General features: G+C 44.7%; 2 protein-coding genes. One reads left to right on the top strand and one right to left on the bottom strand.

Annotated features, from left to right (window positions below; all coding sequences use genetic code 11):
• Window positions 1–157: 157 nt before the first annotated feature.
• Window positions 158–349, top strand: coding sequence for a hypothetical protein (locus HMPREF0083_RS27940; RefSeq protein WP_148315915.1), 192 nt, complete (start codon window positions 158–160; stop codon window positions 347–349).
• A gap of 82 nt (window positions 350–431) precedes the next feature.
• On the opposite strand, the gene HMPREF0083_RS07725 is transcribed toward HMPREF0083_RS27940, so the two are convergent.
• On the bottom strand, window positions 432–746 hold the full coding sequence (locus HMPREF0083_RS07725) for a hypothetical protein (protein WP_040301948.1): 315 nt from the start codon (window positions 744–746) through the stop codon (window positions 432–434).
• Window positions 747–930 lie beyond the last annotated feature (184 nt).

The following is a 930-nucleotide window of genomic DNA, read 5'->3' on the forward strand; positions in this document are numbered from 1 at the left end:
CTTTCTTCCACCTTATGGATAATCAACGGGCGTGTTCTAGCACTAAAGCTGTTGATTATTTATACTAAAGTAATCAACAGCTTTTTTGTATTGTATGGTATAGGACAAGCTTTTTTTCGAAACAATGGGAGAAGAGAACATAACCGAGGTGATATTCATGTCCTATCCCTTACAAAAGCAGCTGCGTACTCGTCTGAAAAGCATCCCTCCCCGCCTCTCTTTCTATCGAATGATCAAAAGTCCGGAGTTTGACGAGCTATGCCGATTCTACGATCAAGGTATGATTACACTTGAACAATTGGAGCAGCACGCTCGTCAGCTTGAACGCCTTTTTAATATGCCGCGATGAATCGGCATACTCATGTAATTCCAACCATCTTATGATTCCTCGCAACAATTACCTGACAACAAAAATGCAGCGAGTCTCCCCGCTACATTTTACTTCGTTTGTATACTAGTTCTTCAAACCAGTTCTCATCTTTGCTGTCAAGCGCCATATCCAACAGCGCATCATAATCTTCAGGCTCAAGCTGAAGCTCCTTGATTTTTTCCGCCACGTCAAGAGGTACACGAAAATGGCCGCTACGTGCTGCTGCCGCCGCAGAGCCGTCTTTAACTGTCGGCACGAACACCGTCATCATCATTTGTGCTTTGTTCATTTCTTTTACATAACCGGTAAGAAGCAATGTTTTTCCCTTATCATTATAAGGGAACTTCACCCACTCGCCTACGCTGAAGTGCTCCATACCTCCCATCCCCTTACCTGAATGACCAATTCGAATTCCCTTACTAGTATGGTAAGCAGAGGACATGGATTTGTTGCCAAACAATCCGGCGAAAAAAAATTTGGGTGCAAGTCTTTTCACTTTTGCCTATGTGCCAAAGGGCGGGAGACAAACCGACGCCCGTTTGGGGCACGGTGTGGTGACG

The organism is Aneurinibacillus aneurinilyticus ATCC 12856 (genome assembly GCF_000466385.1).
Lineage (GTDB): Bacteria > Bacillota > Bacilli > Aneurinibacillales > Aneurinibacillaceae > Aneurinibacillus > Aneurinibacillus aneurinilyticus.